At 62.0% G+C, this 24,859-nt stretch carries 21 protein-coding genes and 1 other RNA gene; 4 read left to right on the plus strand and 18 right to left on the minus strand.

The annotated features are described in order from the left end of the window. Window positions 1-33: 33 nt before the first annotated feature. Complete coding sequence (locus BIO17B3_RS00325; RefSeq protein WP_156052541.1) at window positions 34-1,737, plus strand: IS1634-like element ISThsp8 family transposase; 1,704 nt, start codon at window positions 34-36, stop codon at window positions 1,735-1,737. A gap of 88 nt (window positions 1,738-1,825) precedes the next feature. Here the strand turns inward: BIO17B3_RS00325 and BIO17B3_RS19320 are convergent, their stop codons facing one another. The 18 genes from BIO17B3_RS19320 to nth form a co-directional block, all read right to left on the minus strand. Next, a complete protein-coding gene (locus BIO17B3_RS19320) occupies window positions 1,826-1,960 on the minus strand; it encodes a hypothetical protein (protein ID WP_255421393.1) in 135 nt (44 codons plus the stop codon). A 3-nt stretch (window positions 1,961-1,963) separates the two neighbouring features. Further along, window positions 1,964-2,185, minus strand: coding sequence for an AlpA family transcriptional regulator (locus BIO17B3_RS00330; protein WP_156055400.1), 222 nt, complete (start codon window positions 2,183-2,185; stop codon window positions 1,964-1,966). Between the two features lie 412 nt (window positions 2,186-2,597). Beyond that, complete coding sequence (locus BIO17B3_RS00335; protein ID WP_156052543.1) at window positions 2,598-3,875, minus strand: integrase arm-type DNA-binding domain-containing protein; 1,278 nt, start codon at window positions 3,873-3,875, stop codon at window positions 2,598-2,600. A gap of 172 nt (window positions 3,876-4,047) precedes the next feature. Beyond that, window positions 4,048-4,407: a transfer-messenger RNA gene (gene ssrA, locus BIO17B3_RS00340) on the minus strand. 46 nt (window positions 4,408-4,453) lie between these two features. Next, window positions 4,454-5,122 (minus strand): HAD family hydrolase, encoded by a 669-nt coding sequence (locus tag BIO17B3_RS00345; RefSeq protein WP_156052544.1) that lies wholly within the window; start codon window positions 5,120-5,122, stop codon window positions 4,454-4,456. Beyond that, a complete protein-coding gene (gene ubiG / locus BIO17B3_RS00350; RefSeq protein ID WP_156052545.1) occupies window positions 5,122-5,832 on the minus strand; it encodes a bifunctional 2-polyprenyl-6-hydroxyphenol methylase/3-demethylubiquinol 3-O-methyltransferase UbiG in 711 nt (236 codons plus the stop codon). The genes BIO17B3_RS00345 and ubiG overlap by 1 nt, the downstream gene beginning before the upstream one ends. A gap of 22 nt (window positions 5,833-5,854) precedes the next feature. Continuing rightward, complete coding sequence (locus tag BIO17B3_RS00355) at window positions 5,855-6,613, minus strand: YdcF family protein (protein WP_156052546.1); 759 nt, start codon at window positions 6,611-6,613, stop codon at window positions 5,855-5,857. Between the two features lie 5 nt (window positions 6,614-6,618). Continuing rightward, entirely contained in the window at window positions 6,619-7,782 is a 1,164-nt protein-coding gene (locus BIO17B3_RS00360; RefSeq protein WP_156052547.1) for a glycosyltransferase, read from the minus strand. Then, window positions 7,779-8,627, minus strand: coding sequence for a polysaccharide deacetylase family protein (locus tag BIO17B3_RS00365; RefSeq protein WP_156052548.1), 849 nt, complete (start codon window positions 8,625-8,627; stop codon window positions 7,779-7,781). Before BIO17B3_RS00365 ends, BIO17B3_RS00360 begins: the two co-directional genes overlap by 4 nt. Window positions 8,628-8,630: 3 nt before the next feature. Next, window positions 8,631-9,797 (minus strand): glycosyltransferase, encoded by a 1,167-nt coding sequence (locus BIO17B3_RS00370; protein WP_156052549.1) that lies wholly within the window; start codon window positions 9,795-9,797, stop codon window positions 8,631-8,633. Beyond that, window positions 9,790-11,319, minus strand: a complete 1,530-nt coding sequence (locus BIO17B3_RS00375; protein ID WP_156052550.1) for an O-antigen ligase — start codon at window positions 11,317-11,319, stop codon at window positions 9,790-9,792. Before BIO17B3_RS00375 ends, BIO17B3_RS00370 begins: the two co-directional genes overlap by 8 nt. After that, a complete protein-coding gene (locus tag BIO17B3_RS00380; protein ID WP_156052551.1) occupies window positions 11,316-12,122 on the minus strand; it encodes a polysaccharide deacetylase family protein in 807 nt (268 codons plus the stop codon). Before BIO17B3_RS00380 ends, BIO17B3_RS00375 begins: the two co-directional genes overlap by 4 nt. Beyond that, window positions 12,119-13,249, minus strand: coding sequence for a glycosyltransferase family 2 protein (locus BIO17B3_RS00385; RefSeq protein WP_156052552.1), 1,131 nt, complete (start codon window positions 13,247-13,249; stop codon window positions 12,119-12,121). The genes BIO17B3_RS00380 and BIO17B3_RS00385 overlap by 4 nt, the downstream gene beginning before the upstream one ends. After that, on the minus strand, window positions 13,246-14,172 hold the full coding sequence (locus tag BIO17B3_RS00390) for an alpha/beta fold hydrolase (protein ID WP_156052553.1): 927 nt from the start codon (window positions 14,170-14,172) through the stop codon (window positions 13,246-13,248). Before BIO17B3_RS00390 ends, BIO17B3_RS00385 begins: the two co-directional genes overlap by 4 nt. Further along, window positions 14,165-14,983 carry a serine aminopeptidase domain-containing protein gene (locus tag BIO17B3_RS00395; RefSeq protein WP_232054132.1) on the minus strand — a complete coding sequence of 273 codons (819 nt, stop codon included), beginning with the start codon at window positions 14,981-14,983 and terminating at the stop codon, window positions 14,165-14,167. Before BIO17B3_RS00395 ends, BIO17B3_RS00390 begins: the two co-directional genes overlap by 8 nt. A 5-nt stretch (window positions 14,984-14,988) precedes the next feature. Then, complete coding sequence (locus BIO17B3_RS00400) at window positions 14,989-15,870, minus strand: 4'-phosphopantetheinyl transferase superfamily protein (protein ID WP_156052555.1); 882 nt, start codon at window positions 15,868-15,870, stop codon at window positions 14,989-14,991. A 154-nt stretch (window positions 15,871-16,024) separates the two neighbouring features. Further along, complete coding sequence (locus BIO17B3_RS00405; RefSeq protein ID WP_156052556.1) at window positions 16,025-16,915, minus strand: cobalamin-binding protein; 891 nt, start codon at window positions 16,913-16,915, stop codon at window positions 16,025-16,027. Next, window positions 16,912-17,553, minus strand: a complete 642-nt coding sequence (gene nth, locus BIO17B3_RS00410) for an endonuclease III (RefSeq protein ID WP_156052557.1) — start codon at window positions 17,551-17,553, stop codon at window positions 16,912-16,914. Before nth ends, BIO17B3_RS00405 begins: the two co-directional genes overlap by 4 nt. 133 nt (window positions 17,554-17,686) lie before the next feature. On the opposite strand from nth, the gene smc reads away from it, so the two are divergent. From smc to ligA, 3 genes are read left to right on the plus strand one after another with little or no spacing between them, the layout of a single operon-like run. After that, on the plus strand, window positions 17,687-21,220 hold the full coding sequence (gene smc, locus BIO17B3_RS00415) for a chromosome segregation protein SMC (RefSeq protein WP_156052558.1): 3,534 nt from the start codon (window positions 17,687-17,689) through the stop codon (window positions 21,218-21,220). Window positions 21,221-21,269: 49 nt separating this feature from the next. After that, window positions 21,270-22,325 carry a cell division protein ZipA C-terminal FtsZ-binding domain-containing protein gene (locus BIO17B3_RS00420; protein ID WP_156052559.1) on the plus strand — a complete coding sequence of 352 codons (1,056 nt, stop codon included), beginning with the start codon at window positions 21,270-21,272 and terminating at the stop codon, window positions 22,323-22,325. Between the two features lie 33 nt (window positions 22,326-22,358). Further along, window positions 22,359-24,839, plus strand: coding sequence for an NAD-dependent DNA ligase LigA (gene ligA, locus BIO17B3_RS00425; protein ID WP_156052560.1), 2,481 nt, complete (start codon window positions 22,359-22,361; stop codon window positions 24,837-24,839). Window positions 24,840-24,859 lie beyond the last annotated feature (20 nt).

Consider the following 24,859-nt stretch of genomic DNA (forward strand, 5'->3'; position numbering starts at 1 on the left):
CCATTTGAAGATGGGTTGGTGTATTGTGGCGGCATGTTCATCAAGATCACCACCTCCGGCGGTCGCCGCTACGTCCAGCTCGTGGAGTCCTACCGGGATGAGAGCGGGCGGGTGAAGAAACGCACGGTGGCCACCCTGGGGCGCGCCGACCAAGCTGGCAGCCAGCTTGAGAGCGTGATCCGCGGCCTGCAGCGACTTCGCGGCGACATGCCGCCGGAGGCCGGCGCGGTGGCGACCGTGGCCGACGTGCGGTTCGAGTCCAGCCGCGCCCTGGGCGACGTATGGGCGCTGACCGAGCTGTGGGACGAATTGGGATTTGGCGAGCTGCGCCGGGTTTTTGGTCGCACGCGCAGCCGCATCGACGTCGAGGCGCTGGTGCGCCTGATGGTGCTCAACCGCCTGTGCGACCCGACGTCCAAGCTCGGCGTGCTGCGCTGGTTGCAGACGGTGGCGCTGCCGCGCTTTGCGCCCAAGGAGGTGACGCATCAGCACCTGCTGCGGGCGATGGATGCGCTGGTCGAACACCAGGACTGCGTCCAGGCGGCGTTGGCCGGGCTGCTGCGCCCGCTGATCGACCAGGATCTGTCGGTGGTGTTCTACGACATGACCACCATCGGCGTGGAGGGCCAGACCGAGTTGGCCGGCGACCTGCGCCAGTTCGGCCTGTCCAAGGACGGGGGGATGCGTCGCCAGTTCATGCTCGGCGTGGTGCAGACGGCCGAGGGACTGCCGCTGACGCATCGGGTCTGGGAAGGGAACACGGCCGAGGCACCGACGCTCAGCACCGTGGTTCAAGAGGTTCTGGCGCTGTACCCGGTCAAGCGCGTGGTGCTGGTGGCCGATCGCGGTCTGCTCAGCCTGGACAATCTGGAGTGGCTGCGCGGGCAACGCGTGGGCGGCACCGAGCAGCCCGTGGAGTTCATCCTGGCCGTGCCGGGGCGGCGCTACGCCGAGTTCGCCGAGATCCTGGAGCCGATTCACGCGCTGCGCTGCGCGGCGGCCACCCGCGAGGTCCTCGGCGAGACCCGCTGGCAGGACCTGCGCCTGGTCTGGGCCCACGATCCGCGCCGCGCCCTGGAACAAACCGCAGCGCGCCGCCAGCATATCGGAGAACTCACGCAGGAAGCCCAGCAGCGTGCTGGCAAGCTTGATGCGCAAGAAGGCGGCACCGCCTTCAGAGGCCGGCGCCTGAGCGACTCCGGTGCTAAGGCCTGGCTGTATCGCGCGGTCTCCGAGGCGCATCTGGGCTCGATCATCAAGGTCGACCTGCAATCGGATCTGTTCACCTACGTCATCGACGACAAGGCGCTGGCGCGTGCAGAACTGGGCGACGGCAAGCTGTTGTTGGTGACCAATGTGCCAGAGTTGTCGGCGCTTGAGGTTCTGCGACGCTACAAGAGCCTGGCCGACATCGAGCGCGGCTTCAAGATTCTCAAATCCGAGATCGAGATCGCCCCGGTGTTCCACCGCTTGCCCGACCGCATCCGTGCCCATGCGCTGATCTGCTTCATCGCTCTGGTGCTGTACCGCGTCATGCGCATGCGCCTCAAGGACGCCGGCTCCAAGCTGTCGCCCGAACGTGCACTCGAGCAACTGCGACGCATCCAATACCACCAGGCCCACCTCGGCGGCGAGCGCCGCGACGGCACGTCCTCGCTCAGCGACGCCGACCACGCCATCCTCCAAGGACTCAAGCTTCCGAAACCCGCCATCGACGACCAACTCGCACTCCTGTAGGGGCACGTTTCAACGCTCACCCTAACGATATCGCGTACTTACGACCGTAACTGTCGAACTCCGGGGGTAACGACATTGCGGCGGGGGATCATGGCCTCACCCCACAGAGCAACACCACGTCGGCCACGATTAACGCAGCAAGAGCCAAGGGCAGCAGCGCAGGGATGTAGCGTGCGCAGGCGTGCGCAACCCTCGCCAGGCGGCGATTCAATTGCGTTCTCATGGATCACCCCTCGGCGGTGAGCTTTTCGATTGCGGCGAAAACTTCGGCTGCGGGCCAGAAGGAACTACGCCCGATCTTCTTAGGGGCTGGAAATTTTCCGGCTTGGATCAGCGCGTAGAACGTGGTGTTCTTGATCGGCAGCAGGGGCTGCTGTCCTGCGCCGCCGATAATCTGGCTCTTGCGCAGGAGGGCGCGGGGGTCTGTGTGTGCGGTTTGGTGTTGCATCGAAAGCCCTTCAAAAAGGTTGAAAACTTCCGAAGCCCCCACAAAAAAATTCCCGCCCAAGTCGTTTGGTGTAAAGTTCTGGGGCGGCGATTTAGTTTGCTGCTTCTCAAGGCAAGGACAGGGCTTCGGTTCTGGGCAAAGGCTTCGCAGTTCGTACCTGCGGGGCCTTTGTTTTTTGCGCTGTGATTTCCCACAGCACGGCACATACTAGCGCGTCTTTTGCGTTGTGGATAAGACAGAACACGCTGGCGTTCGTTGATGCACTGCGCACAATATAGCGAGCCAGCCGGATCGTCGGTCGGCTGGCGTAGATGATGCCGTAGCCGTCATGCAGCCAGCTTGATTACGTTGCTCTTGCCGGTGGCGAAGTCCGCCCATGCTCGCATCAACTCCCGGCGTCGGTCGAAACGGGTCAGGCGCGCAGCGGAATGATTTCCGCGCCGGTCTTGAGTTTGTCGAGGTAGTCGGCCCACTGCTGCATCAACTGCTGGCGCTGTTCCATGAATTGCGTGCGGTTGTAGGCGCGGCCTAGGGCGTCAGGCACGGCGTGCGCTAATTGCGCCTCAATCACTTCTGGCGCAATGCCCAGGCGTTCAGCGGCCAAGGTGCGCGCGGTGGCGCGGAAGCCGTGCGCGGTCATTTCGTCGTTCGCATATCCCATGCGGCGCAGGGCAGAACGCACAGTGTTCTCTGACATAGGGCGAAGACTGGAGGTCAGCGCCGGGAAGACGTATCGTGAGGTGTCCGTGTATCTGCGAAGCTCGCGCAGCAGCGCCAGCGACTGAGTCGCCAGGGGCACGATATGCGGCGGCCCGTTCACCTTGTCCTCTTTGTTGCGCTTCATGGCCTCTGCCGGGATGGTGAGGGTTGCCGTGTCCTCGTCGATCCAGCCCCATTCCATATGCCGAAGCTCACCAGGGCGCAGCAGCAGCAGGGCGGATAGCTTGAGCGCTATACGGGTGACAGGCTGGCCTGCATAGCCTTCCATGTCGCGCAGCAGCTTGCCCAGCGCCAGCGGTTCAATGATGGCGGCCAAGTGCCGTGTCTGCACGGGCTTGAGGGCGTCGCGTAGATCAGCAGCCGGGTTGCGCTCGCACAGCCCGTTCGCTACGCCATAGCGGAAGACTTGCCCGGCTGCATCTTTCAGCCGGTGGGCGGTTTCAATCGCTCCACGGTCTTCAACATGGCGAATGACGCTCAGCAGTTCAGGGGCTGTGATTTCATTCAGCGGTCGAGCACCGATCCAGGGGAAAGCGTCTTTCTCAAATCGGATCAGGGTACGTTCAGCATGGCCTGCGCTCACCTTGTCGGCATGAATGCGCTCGATCCACTCACGCGCCACAGCCTCAAAAGTGCCGGGCAGGGGCTTGCCCTCGCTCACCAGTTTGGTGCGCTCATTTTCGGCTTTGTTCTGCGACTTGCGGGCTTGCTTGACTTCTGTCGGGTCAATGGGCGGATCAGCGGCAAGCATTGCACGCGCATCTGCATGGCGCTTGCGGGCTTCGGATAGTGTCACATCGGGATACGCGCCAAGCGCCAGCGTCTTGCGCTTGCCCGCAAAGCGGTAGTCATACCGCCAAAGTTTGCCGCCGGATACCGTCACCAGCAGGTACAGCCCTTTTTCGTCGGGCAGCTTGCGCGGCTTGTCGGTCGGCTTGGCTTGGCGAACGGCGGTATCTGTCAGCGGCATGGCGGTATTTCCTCGGTCGATACCGTCAAAAAGACGGGATACCGTCCAAGATACCGGCAGGAAATACCGGCTGTCAACGAACTCCAGCGCACTGCTACAGACGAAAAAAAGCCCTAGATCGTTGATTTATCTAGGGCTTCTGAACTTCTACGAACTGTAGAAAACGTGTTAATGGTGGAGCCGGGGGGAATTGAACCCCCGTCCGCAAATACTCCACAGCAGGATCTACGTGCTTAGTAACGCCTTTTGGTTTTAACCCCTATGACGCGGGTGTACGCGCTTCATTTGGGGCGATCCACTGAGTTTAGGGCTGAATCGCGTGGCGAAATTCAACTCGAGCCGATGTGTATGACCTCGCAGGTGTTGCCACCCCGGCCCATCGGCCAACCGTTGCGAGGCTCACCGGTGTTAAGCGGCGAGGGCGTACGAAGAATCGTTCGCAGTTACTTTGTTTCCAGTGGTTTATCGAGCGTACTGGGGCTCGGCATGCACCTGTCTGTTTTGCTATCCACGTCGAAACCGGGTCGGCCCCATGGAATACTGATTGTACGGCGAGACCTTGTTTTGTTTCGCCGCTGTCAGGACATGAGGTCGAGCGTGAGCAATTCAAGGGGGTGATGGATGACCGCATCTGCGTCCCAACTTTCTGGTGCGCTGGGGCCACAGTAGCCGTAGGCTGCGGCAATGGCGCGCATTCCAGCGGCTTGGGCGGATTGCATGTCTCGAAGGTCATCGCCGACGTAGATGCAGCTTGCAGGGTCGATGCGAAGCGCTTGGGCGGCGTACAGCAGGGGATCGGGTGCGGGTTTGGGGCGTGCGGCGGTATCGCCGCTGACCACGCATCCGGGAGGGTGCGGCCAGGGGAGTTGGGTGACTAGAGGCTGGGTATAGGTGCTGAGTTTGTTGGTGACAATGCCCCAGGGCAGGGCGAGTTGATGCAGGCGTTCGAGCAATGGGACGACGCCGTCGAACAGGGTAGTGCGCACACGGATCGCCTCGAGGTAATAAGCGAGGAAGGTTTCTTTCAATGCGTCGTACCGAGCCTCTTCGGGCGTGACCTGCATGCCTACGGCGAGCAAGCCGCGCGCGCCATGGGAGGCCATGGGGCGCAGGCGTTCGAGCGGCAATTCCGTCAGGTGATGGTCTCTGCGCACTCGGTTGAGCGCAGCGGCCAGGTCGGGGGCGGTATCCGCCAGCGTGCCGTCGAGGTCGAATAGGCAGGCGCGGACAGGGCGGGCGTGCGACATCAGAGCGGGCGGCGCAAGGCCATGAGATAGTTGACGCTAGGATCGTGAGTGATGCGGAAGCGCTGGGTGAGAGGCTGAAATTCGAGCCCGGCAATGTCGGCGGTTTCAAGACCGCAGCGTCGGCCCATGGCGGAAATTTCGGAAGGCTGAAGAAACTTGGCGTAGTCGTGCGTGCCTTTGGGGAGGAGCCGCAGCAGGTATTCGGCCCCGAGAATGGCGAACAGATAAGCCTTGGCGTTGCGATTGAGAGTCGAGACAAAAACCCATCCGCCGGGGCGCACCAAGGCGGCGCTGGCTTGAATGATGGACGCCGAATCGGGGACGTGCTCGAGCATTTCCATGCAGGTGACGACGTCGAATTGTCCGGCGGCCTCGGTGGCAAGGCGCTCGGCACTGACGAGGCGGTAATCGATATCGAGCTGGGCATCGAGCGCGTGTAGGCGCGCGACTTGCAGCGAGGCATCGGCGAGGTCGATGCCGGTCACCATGGCGCCTGCCGCTGCCATCGACTCCGAGAGAATACCGCCCCCGCAGCCGATGTCCACAACGCTTTTTCCACCCAGGCCGACATGGTCTTGAATCCACCGTAGGCGGTGCGGGTTGAGCAGGTGCAAGGGGCGAAACTCGCCGTGTTCATCCCACCAGCGATGGGCGAGTGCACTGAATTTGTCGATTTCTTCAGCTTCGACGTTGTGGTCTGTCGGGGTCATGGGCGGCACCTGAATCGGCGCGTCATTGAAACTTGATCAGCCTGTAATAAAGCATGCCGAGAAGTTCGTGTACGACGCGTGTGGTCTTGTCCAGCGCGCTGATCTGCGGGGTCAGCATGTCCAGCGCCTGAATCGGAATGGCTTCGTAGTCTACCGGCCAGGCGCAGATTGAAATCTGCTCATGGGCAAAAGCCATCATCGCGCGGGGCATGTGGTCTGCGGAGGTGACCAGGTAGCGGCGGCCGACCGGAAACTGGAGGATGCGCTCGCGCATATTGACGGCCGTCTGAAAGGTCGTTCGAGATGTTGTGTCCAGGATCATTCGGCTGGCTGGGAAGCCGAGTTGCACAGCCAGCGCACCCATCAAGTTGGCCTCGCGTACCGTTCTGCCCCATCCGCCGGAGATGAGCAGCGAGCTGTCGGGGGTGTGCTGCGCCAGTTGCACGGCAGCGAGCAGACGTTTCAAACTCGCGGTTTTCAAGGCCGAGAAGTCTTGCGCGTGCATGGGGTTGCCATCTATGCCGCCCGCGAGCACGACGAATAGCGTCCCCGGTGGGGGCGGGGAGCAGATTTTCTCCTGCGTCGCCTTTCGTTCCAGTGCGCCTAGAGCAAGATTGGCAAAGAGGGGCATGCTGGCCAAGAGGAACAGCACGGTAATGGCATAGGTCAGAAATCGGGTGAAAAACCGGTGCGAGCGCCAGGTGACAAACAGGGAAAGAAAGACCAGGCCGCAAGCGGTCAGCCCGACGGGAGACAGCAGGAGTTCGAGGGTGAGCTTCAACGGCGTCAGGACAGGGCCACAGATGCCGTGGAGGGGGAGGTCAGTCCAGACCAGTCAAGGTAAACCTTTTCGTCGCCGTCCACCCAGACATGGCGTGAAAAAAGACGTTCCGCGCGTTGGCGCCCGGCGCAGCCCATGGCGGCCACCGTGTCACGCTCGCTGAGGGTGAGCATTTTTGCAGCCAGATCGTCGACGTCTGCCGCAGTGAACAGCAAGCCGGTGACGCCGTCTTCGACCACTTCGCCGCAGCCGCCGATGCGCGGCGCAATCACGCAGCGGCCGGCCGCCATGGCTTCACGCGCCGACAGCGGGAATGACTCGCGCGTTGAGGACAGCACAAAGACGTCGAGCAGGGCGAGGTGGGAGGGAATGTCGCGCTGCATGCCGGCGAAAATCACGGTGTTCTGCAAGCCGAGGCGGGCGACCTGCGCCTTGGTTTGACCGAGTAGCGGCCCGTCGCCCACGATCAGCAGGCGGGTTTCAGGTTTGCTCTGCACGACTTTGGCGAAGGCATCAACCAGATAGTTGTGGCCCTTTTCTTCGGACAGGCGGGCCACGATGCCGAAAATCAGATGCTTGCCCGGTTCCAGCCCGTACTGGCGGGCGAAATCGGCGGTACGTGAGGCCGTGGAAAATCGATCGAGATCGATGCCGCTGTGGATGACGGTGGACTGCTCGGGGGGCAGGCCGTTGGCGAGCAGTCGGTTGCGCTCGTAGTTCGACTCGAAAATGATGAAATCTGCACTTTGCCGCAGGATGCGACCTGCCCACTTGAAATTCTTGGGATTGTGAATGTTGTGGATGGTGGTCACGATGGGCACGCGGCGAGACGTGCTCGCGACCCGGTAGCCGTAGGGCATGAGCCGCAGTGCGGCGTAGGCCACCATGGAAGACCGCACCGATTGCGGCGCGACGAGTTCGATGCCCTCGCGCTTGACGACCTCTCGCAGCTGTTTGAGGGCTCGAACGAACTGCGAGGCTGCGCTGAAATGAAAGTCGATATCGACATGAATGGCGCCCTTGCCGATCAGCTCTTTGAGCAGCACGCCGTCTGTGGTGGCCACATACACGATATGGCCCTTGGCGGTGAGGTCTTCCGTCAGGGTCAGCACGTCGGACTGCACGCCGCCGATGCCGAAGGGCTCAGTCATCAAGTACAGGATTTTCATAGCGTTGTGGCCTCGAACGAGGCGCTGGGTTTGAGGTGTTTCTGAGCGAATCGGCGGGTGCGATGCGCATGCAGCAGGCGATGAATCGGATCGAATGCGCCGGCGATTTTCAGGCGGAATTGCGACACATCATCGCGGTCGGTGATTTCGGTGCGTTTGAGCTGGAACAAATCGGCATCACGCCGATTGACCCCCGGCGCCACGCTGACGGCAGCGGCATAACCGGCTTGTCGCACCAGTTGAAGTTCGCGCGGGCTCAAATCGCCCGAGGGGTAACAGAAATACTGAACGGGTTGCTGCAGATGGGCGGCGATTTCGCTTCGGCTGGTAGCGATTTCCTGCTGCGCCAGCGCATCGCTGATGGTTGGCAGGTAGGGGTGGGTGCGGGTGTGCGAACCGATGGTGATACCGGGAGACCGGGCGAGGGCAATCACTTCGTCCCAGTTGAGGTGCAGGCGCTCGGTCGGCTGACTGCCGTAGCGGGGGTGACTGAGCGCCTGATCGCAGAACTGGGTGGTCACAAAAATAGTCGCCGGAATGCGATAGCGCTGCAGGATGGGCAAGGCCTCGGTCAGGTTGTCGAGATAGCCGTCGTCGAAGGTCACGGCGAACAGCGGTTTGCGCAAGGGCCCGGCCTGAATCGCCCGCAACCCGTCTTCGAGGCTGACCACGTTGTGCGCGGACAACTCTTGCATCTGCTGGGCAAAACGCGCGGGCGATACCGTGAGCTGGTCATAGGCGGCCAAATGCGCGACACGGTGATACATCAGCACGCGCAGACCCGGGCTCAGGGTGTTGCGCAGCTTGGCGTAAGGCAGCAAGGCAGTGGCAAGCAGACGACGCATGATTTACTCCGCAGGGGCGACTCGCGCCGGTTGAGGCTCTGACGACAGGCCCAGCGCTTGCTGATGGAGACGGTTGTAGGCCGCGGCGGTTCGCGAAACGTCGAAACGCGCGATCACGGTTTCCCGTGCCCGCTGTCCCAGACGGGCGCGCAAAGCGGGGTCATGCAGCAAGTCGTCCAGGCGTTTGGCAAATTGCGGCACGTCGCGCGGCTCGACCAGCAGGCCATTATCCCCGTCGATGACGACATCGGGAATGCCGCCCACTCGGGTACACAGAACCGCCTTGGAACTCGCCATCGCCTCCAGCAGGGCAATGGGCAAACCCTCCCAATGCGAGGACATCACGAACACATCCATGGCCGCCACCAGGCGGGGCACATCGGTTCGCATGCCGGTGAAAATCACACAGTCTTCCAGCCCGAGAGCCTTGACCTGCTGCTTGAGCGTGTCTTGAAGATCGCCCGTGCCGATCACCAGGCAATTCAATTGTTTGTCACGCACCTGAGGAAGTTCGGTCAGCGCACGGAACAGATCACCGTGTGCCTTTTGTTCGTGCAAGCGGCCCACGATGCCGATCAGGGGGCGATCTTCTGGAAGCGCGAATTCACTTCGGACGCCCGCTCCCGAAAAGCTGAAGAATTTCTTGAGGTCAATGCCATTTGGAATCGAGACCAACTTGCTGGCGGGTATTTTGTCGCGCGTGGCCAGCGTTTGCGTGACCTCTTCACTGCACCCCACCACGGCGGTACTCAGTCGCGCGAACAAACGGTCGATCAGTTTGCGGCCCGACCCTTTCCACGGGTTGACGATGTTGTGCACCGTCGAAAACACCGCCGGAACGCCAGCCAAGCGCGCAGACAGACGGCCATAAGTATCGGCGGTGAACAGATGTGTATGCACGACCGCAGCACGCTCGCGCTTAAGCCACGAAGCCACGCGGAAGACCAAGCCAAAATCCAGCTTGCCTTTGCGGCCAAAGATCACGACTGGAACGCCGAGTTTTTCAAACTCCTGTTCTAGCGGGCCGCCCTTGATCAGGCAGACGATGGTGTAACGGTAGCCCGGTATGCGCAGGCGCATCAAATCGACCAGCAGCATTTCCGCACCGTCGCGCGGCAGCTCGTCGATCATGTGGACGATGTGCGGAGAGGTTTTATCGCGGTTATCCATTTCTGTTTTTGGCGCTGATAAGTTGTTTCGGATCAAACAGATGAGCGGCGATGGCAATATAAATCCATATAAACACATCGACCGAGGTATCTATAATATGCGTCCCGAACATATTTACCGCAACCAATCCTGCTACCAGCGTTACCGCACCCAAACCAATGATGCGGTCGATATCTACGGTGCTCTTTTTATAAATAGACCAACCACGAAAAGCGAGTGCTCCAATAATCAGAAGGAGCGTGATCAGGCTGGGCACGCCCATATTGGAGGCCGCATACAAAAACATATTCTGATTGTCCGTAGCATCTCCGGTCGAGCCTTCATAGAATCCTGGAACGTAGTTTGGCACCAAGCTATGAAACTGATCGAACCCCTTGCCGAAAATTGGGTCTTCCTTCGCCATCTGAATGGCTGCATCCCAAAGTAAAAATCGTGAGTCTGCACTCTTGTCGATTTTTGAATCAACTTCGTGATCCTGATAGGTTTGAGCTACTCGGGCCTTCATCGAATTGGGCACCAAGGCAGGAATGAAAAAGTAAATTGTTCCAATGACGAGCAAGACCAAAACAAAGAACTTTTTGCTTTTGACGAATGAAAGCGTGGCAAGCTCCATCGCAAAAGCCAGATAAGCACCGCGAGAAAAGGCCGCCAGCAATACTTTCAGACCAATCAAGACGATGGGCGCCAAGCGCCACGATTTCCAGCGCGGGAAATAATAGGCCCCATAGGCTAGCAAAGGCGCAAGAGAATAGATAATTTGCGCTGCGAATTCGTTCGGCTGCCCAATGGGGCCTAGCAGCCGCGATTTTTCGATGCTGCTTGCACCGCGGGTAAGCCACCATTCGTGTATGCCGTAAAGAAAAATGACAGCTGCGGAAAACATCATATAGACGATGAGTCGTCTAGCCATATTCTTATCTTGGATCAGGTTGACGACCAGAAAGAAAATAATAAACTGGTCGAAAAATCCCCGAGCCGACAAAAGATAGTTCCAGATGAATGGATGCAGCCCAATATGATAAATTGCCGTAAAAACAGAAATAACGCTCAGGAAAAACCAGATGCCTACCAATCGCGTGAACGGCAAGGGGTTGAACATCTTCCTTTGATTTTTATAGGCATGCATGACCCAGAATGAAATCAAAAACAATTCCAGCAAATTGGTGCCGTTGATGCCGGGTGCAATCAGAACTGGGTAGAGTTTGCTTAAAGGGTAATAAATGATGACCAGTGCAAGCAGGGGCTCTGGACCTTTACGCAATTGAACCAGCAGGAGCAGGCCAAAGATCAAGACAAAACCGTAGAGGCCAATTTTCCCTGGATGGATTTTGAAAACGATGATGCTGAGAACAAATAAAGCGGGTACGGCGAGCAGTCGAAGTATGGAGTACAGATCCTTGCCAGCCCAGTTCGCATTTTCAACCGGGTTTTCAGCCGGATTTTCAACCGATGGGACTGAAGCGGGCCGCCTGTTGTTCAATCCCCCAGGTTTTTGGCGTGGGTGTGGGGTGGTCACGCTCATGGCTGCTGGTGCGGCACGCCTTTGACGCGTGCATAGAGTTGGTGGTAACGCGCGTTGCCAATGAGGCGTTTCGCCCCTGTTTTCGCGAGCGAAATGGTCTGGGCGCGAAGCAAGGTCGCCGCGTCGGCCCGGGCATAGGCCATGAAAGTGGCGTCTGTCGTTCCGGCGCGGATGGCCAGGCGGGGCAGGGGTTGCCTTGAGGCAATCGGCCCAGCGCTCAGGGTGCCAATGGCCGATCCGTGAAGGACGGTGTAGCCCACGTCTTGCGCCAACCGCAGGCAGCGATCGTCGTAGCGACCGCCAGGGAACGACATTTGCCGAACTTTCATCTGCAACTCATTTTCGAGGCGGTCATGCGATTGCTGCAGCTCGCTTTTGAGCGTGTCGTCTGGCAGGTCGCTGAGAAAGCGGTGGGTTTGTCCATGCCCGCCGACCAACATGCCTTGTTGCGCGAGCTGGCGAACCTGATCCCAGGTGCAAAAACCCGCTCGCTGACCGATGAAGTCGGTGGTGACAAAAAACAGCGCGCTCAGACCGCGTTGCTTGAGCAAGGGCAGGGCGAGTTCAGCATTGCTGGCGTGGCCGTCGTCGAAGGTGAGTAGCACGCCGCCGGGGATGGGCGAGCCGGTTTGCTCGAGAGCGTGCGGGGGGATGACTGGAATGTGGGCTGCGGCCAGCAGATCGAGCTGTCTGGCAAACGTCTCTGTGGACAGGGCATAGGGCCGGTCGATCGGGTCGATGGCCAGACGCTGCGCCTCGGTGGCGTAAAGCCCGTGGTACATCAGAATGCTCAGGCGCTTCATGTTTTTTCCCACTTGGCGTCGGCGCGGCCCTGGGCGAATTTCAGCAGGGCCAGCATGGCGGCGGCATTCATGTCGAAAAACACATGGGCGAAGCTGACGAATTTGTTTTTGCGCAGCGCGGGCGCCCAGTGTCCGGCGGCGGCCAGCAGGTAAAACGCAAGCTGCGCCAGCAGCGCAAGGCGGTAAAACGCCGACGGGATGAAGGCGCTGGTGAACAGGGTGATGATGAGGGCGTAGGGCACGAAGAGCCGGAAAACCTTGTGGGACAGGAACTGGAACCATACCGGGTTCTGCATGGGGCTGAACAGCCAAAAATTTCTCGAAAAGGTCTGGAAATTGCCTGTGAGGGTTCGAATCTTGCGTTTTTGTTCCGCGGCGGACTCGGTTTGCAGGGTGTCGTAGACGTGGGCCTGGGGTTCCATCAGGGTTCGTTTGCCCGCGCGGGTGATCTGCATGGGAATCTCGAAGTCGTCGAGGATGGTGTCCGGCGGGATGGGGGAGAAGTCGCGGGTGCGAATGGCGTAGAGTGCTCCGGTTGCGCCCACGGTCGAGTGAAAGTGGCTTTCGGATTTGCGGATGGCTTTTTCGTAGCGCCAGTACAGGCCGATGTTCTGCCCGGTCTGGGTGCTGCTGGGACGATGAACCAGTTCGCCGCTCACGGCTCCGACGGCGGGGTCGCAGAAATCGGAAATCAGCCGACGCACCGATCCGGCTTCGAGATCCTGGCGCACGTCGCAGAACACGACGAATTCAGTCCGCACCTGAGCGAGCGCCAGGTTGAGCGCATACGCCTTGCCTTGCCGCTGGGCATAAGAGAGGGTGCGCACGCCGGGGGCGCCCTGCAGCACGGTGGCGGTGGCGTCGGTCGATCCGTCGGAGACCACCAGAATGTCGATCTTGTCCTGCGGGTAGTCGAGCGCGCGCAGATTGGCGACCTTGCCGGGCAGGCGCGCCGCCTCGTTATAGCCCGCCATGACCACGGTGAGGCGGGGAAGTGACTCGTTGTCGAGCAGGGGGCAGGCAAGCTGCGGGCGCCGCCTGGCCAGCAAGCCGATCAAAACGGGATAGCCGACGTAGGTGTAGAGGATGAACAGGGCCGCGGCCCAGAACAGAACAAGCAGGATCATGGCGGGGACGAGGACGGGGGCGAGGCCGCCTGCGCTCTGAGCGGGGCGAGTTGCCGCAGGCCGCGTTGGACGGTGTCGATCCACTGCTGCTGGGCGACGCGGGTGGTGACGGCATGATCGATGTCATGCAGATGGGTAAAAAGCAGACGGGGGTTGCGGGCTTGACGCAGGCCGAGAGCGTCGCGCAACTGATCGGCGTAATTCACCGCGCTGAAATCGGTGCCCGCGCTGAAGACCATCACCCCGACGCCGCGTTCGGCCAGCGCGAGCAGGCCTCGGCCCAGGGTGCGGCGGTCGACCTTTTCTTCGTCAACCGATGCTGCGCTGCTGGCCTGCATCGTGGTGAAGCGGGCGCCCTTGGTGAAAATTCGCGCAGCCTGGGCGCCCACTGCGGCCACGCCACGCAGTCCCACGCGCGTCCACACCGCCCAGGCCTTCGGCCCGTAGCCGTGGCGCATCAGCCGCACGCCCAGGTAGCGCACCACGCTCAGCGGGGTGATGAAATTCAGCGCGTCGTACATCACGATGGCACTCACTCGCGGGTCGACCTGCGCCGTCCAGTAGCTGGGCATGGCGCCGCTGCAAAACCCGACGAGAGCGAAGTGCTGTGCGCCCGTGGTGCTTTGCAGCACGTCCATGGCGGCGCGCAGATCGGCCACCACCTGATCTTTGTAGGACAGCCTGCCGTCGGCACGCAGGCTGTCGCCCATGCCGTGCAAGTCGCAACGCAAGGTGGCGACGCCGTCAGCGGCGAGGGCGCGGGCGAGTTTGACGTTCACACGGTGCGCACCGACCCGGTGGATGACCCCGGCGTTGAACAGCAGCACGCCGAAAGGAGGCGGCGACGCGGCGGCGTTGGCTGCAAAGGTCACGGTACCCAGCAAATCGGCCTGCGGGCCGAAGATCAGTGTGGTTTCACGCATGGGCGCCCTCGGCAAGATGGTCGAGCAGATCGCGTATCCAGTGCATGGGGACGATGGACGTTGCGGCAGCGCTGTCGGTGGCCCAGTCGATCCGGGCGTCGCTATCGACGAACTCCACGGCAGGCGGCAGGGTCACGCCAGCGTGTTGCAGAAACTGTCGAGTCGCCTGCGAATCGGGCGAGAGCAGACGCAGCGTGCTGGCCGGAACGGTTTCCACACAGGCCGGGGTGATGGCTTCGATCTGGCTGCGGGTTGCAGGGCTGAGGTAAAAACCGAGGGCCTCGCTCTCTGGGGTTGGCAGCATGGTGTCGCGTAGGCGGGCGCTCAGCGGCCAGCGCACGCCATAGCCCCGGTGCAGCGATTCGAGACTGGAGTCGGCCAGGCTGCGCAGATAGGCGCTGCCATCGAGCACCGGCTCGATGAGCATCAACAGCTGCGCCGGTGTGGGCGCCAGGCGCGCCACTTCCAGGGCGATGGCGCCGCCCAGACGCAGGCCGACGGCCGACCAGCGAGGCGCACGACTGCGACGAAGCAACTCCGCCAGCGCCGCCAGCGAATCGGCAATGCTGCCCTGGACATCCCACTCCTCGTCGCTTCCGGCCGAGTCGCCGCTGCCGTAATAGTCGAATCGCAGCACGTGATAACCGGCCGCAGCAAGGCGTTCGCCCATCACCCGGTAGAGCCGGTGCGCGCGTATGCCTTCTTGCCCGAAGGGGTTGCACAGCAATACGGCATGCTGCTGTGGCTGTGCATCCTCAGCCGGTTCGAGATACAGGCCAACCAACTCGCGGCTGCCGTTGAAAAGACGCACGGGAGTCAATGGGTTCTCCCTGAAGCGAGTGCCTGTCGATACAGCACTTTGCCAAAACCGCCCAGCACGGCCAGCGCGGCGGCATGGCCGGGCGGGCTCTGAAGGGCGGAAAGGTCGATGAAATCGGCGGCGGCGATTTGAGGGTCCGCTGGACTGAGCAGGTCTTTGAGGACGACCCGCTGCCGCGCCACGGCCATTCCGATATGCAGGGTTTTGGGTTCGAGGGCCAGACCGAGGCCCAGCGCTTTTATGCAGGCCTCCTTGCGGGCCCAGCAGGCGAAAAACACCCCGGTCTGTTGCCTCGGCGGCAGTTGCACGAGTTCTGCAAATTCGTCTGCGGTCAACACGCCGGAGGCCAATGCGGCGTCGGGCAGATCGGGGCGGATGGCTTCGATGTCCACCCCCAGCGGCACGCCGTTGCTCACGGCCAGCAGCGCCTTGTCCAAGCTGTGGCTCAGGTTGAAGCACAGCGTCGCATCGCCGGAATGCCCGGTCAGCGCCGGTTTGCCGTAAGGGCCGAGGGCAAACTGCAGGTCTTGCGGCGCGCGTCTCAGGTAGCGCCCGAGAATCTGCCGGGTCCAGCCATGCGCGGCGATGAAACGGGTCTGGTCTACGGCAAAGACGAAGCGCCGGGCCCGCTCCTGTTCGGCGGCGTCGAGCAGATCGAGGGCGCATGCCGGCGGGTGGCGCAGATCGAGTTCCCAGACGTGTACGTCGCGCTGTTGCGGTCGCGACAGCGGCGCGGCCGGGTCGTGCGCGCGGGCGGCGGAGCCCAGGCGCAGGGCGCTTCGCACTTGTTGTGACAATGGGGTGGACAAGGTTTTCACGCGGCCGGATGAAGCAGGTTGCGCATCAGAAAAATCGTTTTCGAGATCATCGACCGGCATGATGCAGGCGTCGCCGTCTTGCTGACAATCCCGTCAAGCGGGGGCAAACAAGAGCCTCAGGGAATACGGATCAGAGGCCGTTCTGGCCGGATCATAGGCAAGAGCCGTCGTTGTTCCGTGACAACTTCTGCACAGTTTTCGCAGGAAACTGGGCTCACTCGTGCAACGCCCGGCGGGTCGTTGCGATGGCGGTGCAAAGCTGCTGCACCCCGTCGAGCACATCCACGCCCATGCGCGGCAGGGTGTTGAGGGAGAGGGCGACCAACTGGTCGTGCCGTACCGCGCTCAATCGCGGAAACTGCTTCCACGACTTGAGCCACTGCGCGCCTTGGGGGCTGGAGGTCACGATGAGTTGCGGGTCGGCCTGCAGCACGGCTTCGGCACTGATGGTGGGCGCCAGAACCGCCAACGAGCCAAACACGTTCTGCCCGCCGCACAGGGTAATGGCCTGGCTGATGAGCTGTTTGTGGCCCACGGTGATCAGCGGCTGGTTCCACACCTCGTAAAACACCCGTACAGCCGGTTTTTGGGCGGCGTAACGCTGCCGGATGGCCGCCAGACGCGTGTTGAAATCGCGCACCCAGCGCCCGGCTTGCCGCTCGGTGCCTGCCAGTTCGCCGATGCGGCTGACTGTGGACGCCAGCGACTCGAAGGTGTTGGCCTGGCTCCAGTACACCGCAATGCCCAGCGCCTTGAGCCTTGCCACTTCGCGCGGGGGCGTGCCCGATTGCCAGGCCAGAATCAGATCGGGCTTGAGGCGGACGATGGCTTCCAGATTGAGGGCGAACGCATCGCCCACGACCGGCAGTTTGCGTGCCCAGAACACATTGCCCGCGCCCTGAATCTGGCCGACGACGAATTTGCTGGCCCCGGCCGCTGCGCTGAGCTCGAGCAATTGCGGCGATAGCGCGATGATGCGCCGTGCCGGTGCGGGCAGGGAAACCACCTGGCCGGTGTCGTCGGTCACCCGCACCGGGGCTGCCCAGGCGGCGCTGGGCAGCAGGGCAAAGGCGAGAAGCGCCCCAAGCCATCGAGAAAGGGTCATGTCGGTGCGGGGGTTTTGGGTTTGAAGGCGCACAGATCGGCCACCCCGCAGCGCCAGCATTCCGGCTTGCGCGCCTTGCAGACGTAGCGGCCGTGCAGAATCAGCCAGTGGTGGGCATGCAGGCGGAACTGCAGCGGAATTACCTTCTCCAGCTGGGTCTCCACCGCCAGCGGGGTTTTGCCCTTGGCCAGCCCGAGGCGATTGGCCACGCGGAAAATGTGCGTGTCCACCGCGATGGTGTCTTGCCCGAAGGCCACGTTGAGCACCACATTGGCGGTTTTGCGGCCCACGCCCGGCAGCGATTCCAGCGCCTCGCGGCTACGCGGCACTTCGCCGCCGTATTGGTCGATCAGGATGCGGCAGGTGGCGATGATGTTTTTCGCCTTGGTTTTGTACAGCCCGATGGTGCGGATCGCCTCACGCAGCCGGTCTTCGCCGAGGTCGAGCAGCGCCTGCGGGGTGTTGGCCACGGCGAACAGCGGCCGGGTGGCCTTGTTCACGCTGACATCGGTGGCCTGAGCCGAAAGCGCCACCGCGACCAGCAGCTCGAAGGGCGTGCGGTATTCCAGCTCGGTGCGCGGCTCGGGGTTGGCGGCGGCGAAGCGCTCGAACAGGGTCTGGATCTGGGCGGGTTTCATGCGGCGCGATGATAGACGCGGCGAGTTTTCGCCCTCTGGCGGCCATGCCAGCGGGTAGAGGGGCGATGGTATGATTTCCCTCCGTTGTGAGATTCACAATTTCTTTTGTAAATCATAGAGTTAGAACATATCGATGCGTTTGACCTCACTCCGTCTGGCCGGATTCAAGTCGTTTGCCGAACCTGTGACGCTGCCCTTTCCCGGCCGCATCAGCGGAATCGTCGGGCCCAACGGCTGCGGCAAATCGAACGTGATCGATGCGGTGCGTTGGGTGCTGGGCGAGAGCAAGGCCAGCGAGTTGCGCGGCGAGTCCATGCAGGACGTCATTTTCAACGGCAGCGGGCAGCGCAAGCAGGCCAGCCGCTGCAGCGTGGAAATGGTGTTCGACAACAGCGATCACCGCATCGCCGGGCAGTGGGGACAGTTCACCGAAATCGCCATCAAACGCGTGCTCACCCGCGACGGCACGTCGAGCTATTTCATCAATAACCAGGCGGTGCGTCGCCGCGACGTGCAGGATATTTTTCTCGGCACCGGCCTGGGGCCGCGCTCCTACGCCATCATCGGCCAGGGCACCATCACCCGCATCCTGGAGTCGCGCCCCGAAGACCTGCGCATGATGCTCGAAGAGGCCGCCGGCGTGTCCAAATACAAGGAGCGCCGCCGCGAAACCGAGAACCGCCTGCAGGACACCCGCGAGAACCTCACCCGCGTGCAGGACATCCTGCGCGAACTCGGCAGCAATCTCGGGCGGCTCGAACAACAGGCCGAAGTCGCCACCCGTTACCAGGGCCTGCAGGCCAGTGCGACTCTGGTGCAGCAGCAGCTCTGGCTGCTGCGTCAAGAAGAAGCGCAGGCCAAACGCCAGCAAATCACCCTGGCTGGCGGTGAGGCGATGAATGCGCTCGAAGCCCGCATCGCCGAGCAGCGCGCAATCGAGGCCGAAATCGAAACCTTGCGTCAGGCACAGTTCGCCAGCAGCGATACGCTCAACCGGGCGCAGGCCGCTTTCTACGCCGCCCAGTCGCGCGTCAGCCAGCTCGAGGCGGAAATCCGCTTCGTCGTTGAGGGCCGTCAACGCGCTCAGGCCGCGCTGCAGGCCATCGACGCGCAAACGCAGGACTGGCAACAACGACACGACACCGCCGTGGCGCAGGCCGCCGACACTGCCGAGCGCCTGGCCGATGCCGAGGTGCAGGCCGAGGTGGCGCAGGCCCGCGTGCAGGAGCAAAGCGAACGCCTGCCCGCGCTGGAAGCCGCCCTGAGCGATGCGCAGCTGCGCGCCGCCGACGAACGCGCGCAGGCCGCCGCTGCCCAGCAGGCGCTGCAGGCCGAGGCGGCACGGCAGCGCGGCCTGGGGCAGCAAATCCAGCAGTTGCAGCAGCGCGCCGAGCGGCTGCGCGCCGAGCAACGCGCCGTGGTCGCGCCCGACAGTCTGCGTCTGGCCGATCTGCAGCGGCAGCAAGAAACCCTCACCGACGCGCTCGACACCACCCGCGCGCAGCGCGAACAACTCGAAGACACCTTGCCCGAGCTGCAACAGGCGCGGCAGCAGGCGCAGCAGTCGCAGCAGGCCGCCGCCGCGCAGCTTGCCGCGACCAGCGCGCGCCTGGCTGCGCTCAAAGCGCTGCAGGAACGGGTGCTCACCGAAGGCAAGCTGCGGCCCTGGCTGGCCAAGCACGGGCTCGACGGCCTGTCGCAACTCTGGTCGCGCCTGCAGGTGGAAAACGGTCTGGAAACCGCGCTCGAAGCCGTGTTGCGCGAGCGCCTCTCCGCGCTGGAACTACGCCAGCTCGACATGGCCGCAGGGTTTGCCGCCGATGCGCCGCCGGCCAAGCTGGCGTTCTATTCAGCAGCGGTGCAGCCCCCGGCCACCGAAGCGCGGGCGATTTCCACCCCGCCCGCAGGCTGTCGGCCCTTGCGCGAAGGCGTGCGCAGCGGTGATGCCGCCTTGTCCTGCCTGCTCGACGACTGGCTGACCGCCGTCTTCATCGCACCGTCACTGCAGCAGGCGCTGGCGCTGCGCGCCCTGCTACCCGCGCAGACCGTGCTGCTCACGCGCGAAGGCCATGCGGTGTCGCGCCAGAGCGTGAGTTTTTACGCCCCGGATTCCGAGCAGTCCGGCGTGCTCGCGCGCCAGCAGGAAATCGACAATCTGGAGCGCCAGATCAAGGCCGAGCAACTCATCGCCGAGCAAAGCCGCGCCCAGCTTCATCAGGCCGAACACGATCTGGGGCAGGCGCAGGAGCAGCTCGCCGCGCTGCAACGCCGCCAGCAACAAGACACCCAGCAACTGCACACCGTGCAGGTGGAACTGCTCAAACTCACCCAGCAGGCCGAGCAAAGCGCCGCGCGCAATCAGCAGATCGCCACCGATCTTGGCGACATCGACGCCCAGCTCAGTGAATTGCTGGCGCAGCAGGCCGAGAGCGAAGCGCGATTCGAGGAGCTAGACGCGCGTCTGGCCGACCAGCAGCAGCTGCAGGCCGATCTCGAAACCGAGGTGATGGCCGCGCAGCAGGCGCTCGCCGATGCGCGGACGCAGCAGCGCCAGCTCGAATCGCAAGCGGCCGAGAGCGGCTATGCGGTGCGCAGCCTGCAACAAAAGCGGGCCGATCTGCAACGCGAGGCGCAGATGGCGGTCGAACAGATCGCGCGACAGGCCAGCGCGCGCGAAGCGGCGCAGGCCGAACTCGCGCGGCTGAGTGAACAAGGCGCCCAAACCGGTCTGCAATCGGCGCTGGCCGAGCAGCAAAGCGCGCAAGCCGTGCTGGGCGCCCGCCGCAGCGAAGCCGACGACATCGCCCAGCAACTGCGAAAGCAGGAGGAGGCTCGGCTGACGCTCGACCGCGACCTCGATCCGCTGCGCCAGCGCATCACCGAATTGCAGCTCAAGGAGCAGGAGTTCCGGCTGCAGGCCGAGCAGTTCGCGCAGCAGCTCGCCGAGGCGCAGGCCGATATCGAAGCGGTGCGCGCCAGTTTGCCGACCGATGTCCAGGCCCCGGCGCTGGCGCGCGAGCATGAACGGCTGCAGCGCGACATCGCCGCGCTGGGGGCGGTGAATCTGGCCGCGCTCGACGAGCTGGGTCAGGCGCGCGAACGCAAACAGTTTCTCGACGCCCAGCTCGAAGACCTGCAGACCGCCATCACCACTCTCGAAGACGCCATCCGCAAGATCGACGCCGAAACCCGCGACATGCTGGCCACGACTTTCGAGCAGATCAACGACCACTTCGGACGCATGTTCCCGCTGCTGTTCGGCGGCGGTAATGCGCGGCTCATCATCACCGGCGAGGAAATTCTCGACGCCGGGGTGCAGGTCATGGCGCAGCCGCCGGGCAAGAAGAACAGCTCGATTCACCTGCTCTCCGGCGGCGAAAAAGCGCTGGTGGCCATTGCGCTGGTGTTTGCCATCTTTCAGCTCAACCCGGCGCCGTTCTGTCTACTCGACGAAGTGGACGCGCCGCTAGACGACGCCAATACCGAGCGCTACGCCCGGCTGGTCAAAGATATGTCGGCCAGCACGCAGTTCCTGTTCATCTCGCACAACAAAATCGCCATGGAAATGGCCGATCAGCTCATCGGCGTGACCATGCAGGAGCAGGGCGTCTCACGCACCGTTGCCGTGGAAATGGACGCGGCGCTACGCTTTGCCCAGGCTGCTTGATCCACACACTAAGCCGCGCACACACTCACACACTCCCGAGGATTCCTGGATGGGACAGTTGCAAATCGCCTTGATCGTCATCGGCGCCATCATCATCGCCGCCGTCATTGCCTACAACACCTGGCAGTCCGGCAAATTCAAGCGCCAGCGCGCCGCCGTCGAAGACGATGTGCAGACCGCGATCGAGCCAGCCGGGCTCGACACTCTGACCTCCGACGCCCACGGCCACACGCTCGAACCCGTTGCGCTCAGCCCCGAAGTCGCCCCTAGGCCGCGGCTGATGCCCTTGCAGATCGACCCGCTGATCGACGCCATCGCCAGCTACCTGCTCGAACCCGTGCGTTCGGGCGAGGTGCTGCTGCCGCGCCTGCCCAAAACCGCGCGCGCCGGGGCCAAGCGCATGTTGTTCGAGGGCCGCAACGCCGAAACCGGGCAATGGGAGCCGCTGCAGCCGCAGCACCCCTACGCCGAACTGCAGGCTGCGGTGCAACTGAGCAACCGGGCCGGGCCGATCAATGCCATCGAGTTTTCCGAATTCATCGCCAAGTGCCACGAACTCGGCGAGGCGCTGAGTGTGGCGCCCGATCTGCCCGATATGGCCGAGGCCCTCGAGCAGGCCCGGTCGCTCGACGCCTTCGCCAACGACAACGACGCGCAGCTCTCCATCACCCTGCGCGCCCGCAGCGTGCCCTGGGGCATCGACTTCCTGCGTCAGCGCGCCCAGGCCGCCGGTTTCGTTCCCGGCGCCGAGGCCGGGCGCATGGTGCTGCTCTATCAAGACGTGGAGCAGGCGCCCACGCCGCTGGTGCATCTGCAATTCGACGCCCGCGCCGATCTTTCAGACAGCGCTGCCGCCGTCAGCCATGCCACCTTGCTGCTGGAAGTGCCGCAGGCTCCGGCCGCGCAAAAGCCCTTTGGCCGCATGCGCCAGGCCGCCCGCGAACTGGCGACCGCACTCGACGCCGCCGTGGTGGACGACAACAACGCCCCCTTGCCCGACGCCGCGCTCGACCACATCGAAAAACAGCTCGATCTGCTGTACGAAGTGCTGGAACAACGCGGCCTGCCCGCAGGCTCCGCCGCCGCGCAGCGGCTGTTTTCTTAACGCGCAGGCTTTGACGGCCCGTATGCTTTCCTGATGACCCAGCCCGATCTTTTCGCGCAGCCCGCCGAGCGCGCGGCGCAATTGCGCGCCGAAATCGCCCGCCTCGATCACGCCTACTACGTGCTCGACGCCCCACTGGCGCCCGATGCGGACTACGACGCGCTGTTTCGGGAGTTACAGCAAATCGAGGCCGATCATCCCGAGCTGCGCACCCCCGACTCGCCGACCCAGCGCGTGGGTGGCGCGCCCCTGCCCGAGTTCGCCCCGGTGCGGCACGCCGTGCCCATGCTGTCCATCCAGACCGAAACCGACACCACGCCCGAAGGCGCGGCGGCTTTCGACCAGCGGGTGCGCAACCGCCTCGGCCTGAACGCCGACGATCCGCCCGTGAACTACTGCGCCGAACTGAAGTTCGACGGCCTGGCCATCAGCCTGCGCTACGAGCACGGCCAGCTGGTGCAGGCGGCCACCCGCGGCGACGGCGAAACCGGCGAAGACGTCACGCAGAACGTGCGCACCATACGCAGCGTGCCGCTGCAATTGCGCGGCAACCCACCGGCGGTTCTCGAAGTGCGCGGCGAAGCCCTGATGAAACGCGCCGACTTCGAGCGCTACAACGCCCGCCAGCGCGACAAAGGCCTGCCCACCCTGGTCAACCCGCGCAACGGCGCGGCGGGCAGCATTCGCCAGCTCGACCCGGCCATCGCCGCACAACGCCCGCTGGCCTTCTACGCCTACGGCTGGGGCGAGATTGTCGGCTGGGCGCAGCAGCCCGAAACGCACCACGCCATGCTCGATGCCTTCGAGACCTTCGGCCTGCCCGTCGCCCCGCAGCGGGTGCATGGCCCCGGCGCGCAAACCCTCATCGACTTCCACGCCCGCATCGCCGCCGCGCGCGACAGCCTGCCATTCGACATCGACGGCGTGGTCTACAAGGTCGATAGTCTCGCTCTGCAGCGCGAACTAGGCTTTCGCAACCGCGAGCCGGTGTGGGCCGTGGCGCACAAATACCCCGCGCAGGAACGCAGCACCAAGGTCATCGGCATCGACATTCAGGTCGGGCGCACCGGCAAGCTCACCCCGGTCGCCAAGCTCGAGCCGGTGTTCGTCGGCGGCGTGACCGTGACCAACGCCACCCTGCACAACGAAGATGAAGTGCGCCGCAAAGACGTGCGCGTGGGCGACACCGTGATCGTGCGCCGCGCGGGCGACGTGATTCCCGAAGTCGTCAGCGTCCAACTCGACCGGCGTCCGACGGATGTGGGCGCACCGTTCGATCTTTACAAGGTGCTGGATGGCCGCTGTCCGGTTTGTGGAGGGTCAATCGAGCGTCGACCGGGGGAGGCTGATTGGCGTTGTGTGGCTGGATTGGCATGCCCAGCACAATTAAAAAGGGCGGTACAGCATTTCTGCAGTCGGCTAGCTCTCGATATTGAAGGATTTGGTGAGGAAATCGTCGATGTCTTAGTTGATCAGGGATTGATTAAGAATCTCGCTGACGTGTACAAACTAAAAAAACAAAATCTTATCGGATTGCATCTTGGCGGTAACTCCTCAATCCAGGAGCTTATGGCCTCTAATTTGGTTGAATCAATTGAAAGATCGCGGAAAGTGCCGTTGCACCGCTTCATATATGCTTTGGGTATCGATGGCGTGGGCGAGGTGACAGCGCGTGACATCGCTATTTTTTACGGCGATCTGGATCCATTCCTGAAGGCATCTCGCTGTACTCACATGCTCATTGATGGAATTGGCTTATCTATCGCGGCAGGTATTGAAGATTTTTTTGCAGACAAAAAAAATCTTGAAGTCATTTCATCTTTGCGTAATGATTTGACAATAGAAAAAAGCAAAAAAAACATACCGGACGATCTTTTTAAAAGATTTCTTTTGAATTTAAAGGAAATTGATTTTAGTAAGGGGAAAAGTGAGCGAACTCTCACTGGAATCGGCAAGACTTCTATTATTGAAATATCAGAAAAATATTTAACAATAGATAATTTTATTAAGTCTGACGTGAATAATTCAACAGAGATTCGTTTGAAGAATTTTATGTCAGAAAGCATAATTTGTGCTAGTTCCATTGATTTTATTCGATTAGCTGAGATGGATCTCAACTCAAAAAAAACAACAGCGCGAACGAAAATTTCTGAAAAGTTGGAGCGAATTTTATATTCTAAATTCGGCTTAACTGAAGAGCAAATTAAAACAATCTCAGAGTCTGAGGGTTGGGCTCTAGTCTATGCTGCGTCAGGCAATAATAAGAGAAACAAACGCTTAACGCTGTCTGTATGTTTTACCGGATTTTCTTCGGTTGAAAAGGAAAATTTGGAAAATGTTGCGCGCCAGAATGGGGTCGAAGTAAAATCATCAGTAGTAAATAATTTAACTTTTCTAGTTGTCGGAGAAAAGCCTGGCCCCGCGAAATTGAACAAGGCCCACGAAATGAAAATACCTGTGATTGACCGGGAAGGCTTTAATCAATTTATTGAAACAGGTGAAATCCCAAGTTGATGAGAGCTTTGCACTCGGCC

Source organism: Thiomonas sp. OC7, from assembly GCF_900634595.1.
Taxonomy (GTDB): domain Bacteria; phylum Pseudomonadota; class Gammaproteobacteria; order Burkholderiales; family Burkholderiaceae_C; genus Thiomonas; species Thiomonas arsenitoxydans.